Here is a 2706-nt window from a genome sequence, read left to right on the forward strand (position 1 = left end):
TGAACCCGATGAACCCGATGAACCCGATGAAGCCCACGGACGCCCCGATGCCCGGACCGGACGCCCCGATGCCCGAACCGTCGCCCCCAGCCGTCGCCGACCAGGCCCCCCTCCCGGTCCCCGACCTCCTCCCGTTCGGCACCCGTGCCGTCCCCGACCGGGACAAGACCGCCTGGCTCGTCGCCGAAGTACGCCGGGCCCTCGCCGACGGCCGCCTCGCCCCCGGCACCCGGCTGCCCCCCTCCCGTACCCTCGCCGCCGCGTTCGGCCTCTCGCGCGGCGTCGTCACCGAGGCGTACCGGCGTCTCACCGAGGACGGCCACGTCGAGGGCCGCGGTCGTCAGGGCACCGTCGTCCGCGCCGTACCCCGCCCCGTCCCGCGGCCCCGCGCCCCCGAGCCCCCGCCCGCCGATCCCTTCGACCCGGCCGCGGAGGAGGCCGTCTTCGACGCCCTGCGCGCGCTGCCCGCGCGCGTCGACCTCACCCCCGGCCGCCCCGACCTCACCGCCTTCCCCCGCACCGCCTGGCTCCGCGCCACCCGCGCCGTCCTCGCCGAACTCCCCACCGCCTCGCTCGGATACGGCGACCCGCGCGGCGAGTCGGCTCTGCGCACCGCCCTCGCGCACTGGCTCGCCCGCACCCGCGGCCTCCTCGTCCACCCCGACGACCTCCTCGTCGTCTCCGGCGCCGCGCAGGCCCTCTCGCTCCTCGGCCCCGTGCTGCGCGCCGAAGGCATCGACCAGGTCGCCTTCGAGGACCCGGGCTCGCTCGGCGTCCGCCAGCACCTGCGCCGTACGGGCTTCGCGACGCCGCCCGTCCCCGTCGACCACGCGGGCATCCGCGTCGAGGACCTGCGGGCCACCGGTGCCCGCGCGGTCCTGCTCACCCCCGCCCACCAGTTCCCCACCGGCGTCGTCACGCGCGGCGCGCGCCGCCGCGCGCTGCTGCGCTGGGCGAGCGAGGGCGGCCTCGTCCTGGAGGACGACTACGACGCCGAACACCGCTACGACCAGGCGCCCGCCCCCGCCCTGCGCACCCTGCTCGCCGACCGCGTCTGCTACCTGGGCAGCGCGTCGAAGCTCCTCGCCCCGGCCCTGCGCCTCGGCTGGCTCGTCCCGCCCCCGCACCTGCGCGACGCGCTCGTCGACGCCAAGAGATTCGCCGACCTCGGCAACGACGTCCTCGCCCAGCACACCTTCGCGCGCCTCATCGACAGCGGCGACCTGGAGCGCCACGTACGGCAGTCGCGCATCCGCCACCGGCGGCGCAGGGACGCGATGATCGGCGCGCTCGGCCGCCACCTGCCGCACGCCGTCGTGCACGGGGCCGCAGCCGGGCTCCACCTCACGGTCACCTTCGACCGGTCCGTCCCCGACACCGAGGTGGCCGCCGCCGCGCTCGCCCGCGGCGTCAAGGTCCAGCCGCTGTCCTGGCACCGCGTGCGCCCGGGACCCCCGGGTCTCGTCCTCGGCTACGCCGCCGTCCCCGCCTCCGCGATCGAGGAGGGGATCGCAGCGCTTAGCACGGTCCTGCGCGCACTGTCCTGAACGTCCCGGGTCCGTACGGGGCGTCACCGTTCCCGTCGCGCCACGAGCACCCGCTCGCCGGTCTCCTCCCACCGCAGCCCGCGGTCGCCGAGTTCCCGTGTCAGCGTCTCCAGCGGCAGCATCCGGGTCAGGAACCGTTCGCCGCGCCGCCGCACCACGCGCTCCCCGCGCCGCACCGTGTACGTGAAGGCCAGCTCGGCCCCCGCCGCGCACGCCATCTCCCGCACCTCGCCCTCGTACGTGTCATCGCCCACCCGGACCGGCGTGAACACCGCGATCTCCGCCGCGCGCGGCGCCCGCGCGCGCGGCCGGTCCATCAGCAGCAGCCCGCCGGGCTCCAGGACCCGCGCCGCCGCCTCCCACAGCTCACGGCGCGCCACGTCGCCGAGCGTCGGAACGACGTTGTGGCACACCACCAACCCGGCCGAAGCCTCCGGGATGTCCGCTTCCGGCAGCGTCCCGGGATGCACCGTCACCCGCGCCCGGCGGTCCGCCCGGGACCACGCGAGACGCGTCAGCAGCAGCGAGCGCATCACCGCCGAGGGCTCGACGGCGTGCACCGGCGCCCCCGCACACGCGAGCGCCATGAGACTCACCGTCCCGCTCCCCGCGCCGACGTCCACCACCGCGCCCCGCGCCGCTGCGACCCGGTCCCCGTACAGCTCCGCGACGAGCCGGCTGTCCCGCTCGGCCTGGAGGATGTCGTAGAACTCCGCCGTCGTCCGGTACGCGTCCGCGTCCGCGCCCTCGTGCTCGCTCATGACGCCACCGTGCCCGCCGGACGCCCGCCGCAACGGAAGGCGGGGCCGGGCTCAGCGCTTCTTGCGCAGCGAGTCCGGCTTGTGGACCGCCCGCTTGCCGCTCTTGTCGCTCTCGACCTCGTACTGCGGCTCCTCGGGCGAGGCGTCCACGGTGCGCCCGGCGGCCTCCGTGCGCGTGTCGACCTTCTTCGTGACCTCGCCCTCGACCTCCTGACCGTGGCTGCTCCACGCCACGTCGTCGCCACGCCGCAGCTTCTTGTCCTTCTTCGCCATGGGGGCCGCCTTCCTCGCTCGTACGCGTGCCGCACCGGTACGCGCCGCACCAGCCTCCCGCGCCCTGGGCGGCCGCGCACCCCGGGCACCGCCGAACGGCCCCGCCCGCTCGCGCCCGCCGGGCC

Annotated in this window: 3 protein-coding genes; 1 reads left to right on the plus strand and 2 read right to left on the minus strand. The window is 76.8% G+C overall.

Features of this window, described 5'->3' with window-relative positions; genetic code table 11:
* The first annotated feature begins 68 nt into the window (after positions 1-68).
* Complete coding sequence (locus G3I42_RS31815) at positions 69-1547, plus strand: PLP-dependent aminotransferase family protein (RefSeq protein WP_239096811.1); 1479 nt, start codon at positions 69-71, stop codon at positions 1545-1547.
* 23 nt (positions 1548-1570) lie between these two features.
* On the opposite strand, the gene G3I42_RS31820 is transcribed toward G3I42_RS31815, so the two are convergent.
* Both G3I42_RS31820 and G3I42_RS31825 read right to left on the minus strand, forming a co-directional pair.
* Complete coding sequence (locus G3I42_RS31820; protein WP_164291155.1) at positions 1571-2308, minus strand: class I SAM-dependent methyltransferase; 738 nt, start codon at positions 2306-2308, stop codon at positions 1571-1573.
* 51 nt (positions 2309-2359) lie between these two features.
* Positions 2360-2581 carry a DUF2945 domain-containing protein gene (locus G3I42_RS31825; RefSeq protein ID WP_164291156.1) on the minus strand — a complete coding sequence of 74 codons (222 nt, stop codon included), beginning with the start codon at positions 2579-2581 and terminating at the stop codon, positions 2360-2362.
* Positions 2582-2706: the final 125 nt, after the last annotated feature.

Origin of the sequence: Streptomyces sp. SID11385 (genome assembly GCF_010548245.1) — a bacterium.
Lineage (GTDB): Bacteria > Actinomycetota > Actinomycetes > Streptomycetales > Streptomycetaceae > Streptomyces.

What these genes read in the sequence shown, in the direction of transcription:
- G3I42_RS31815 (WP_239096811.1), top strand. Translation starts at nt 69, where the DNA reads ATGCCCGAACCGTCGCCCCCAGCCGTCGCCGACCAGGCCCCCCTCCCG.
- G3I42_RS31825 (WP_164291156.1), bottom strand. Translation starts at nt 2,581, where the DNA reads ATGGCGAAGAAGGACAAGAAGCTGCGGCGTGGCGACGACGTGGCGTGG.
- G3I42_RS31820 (WP_164291155.1), bottom strand. Translation starts at nt 2,308, where the DNA reads ATGAGCGAGCACGAGGGCGCGGACGCGGACGCGTACCGGACGACGGCG.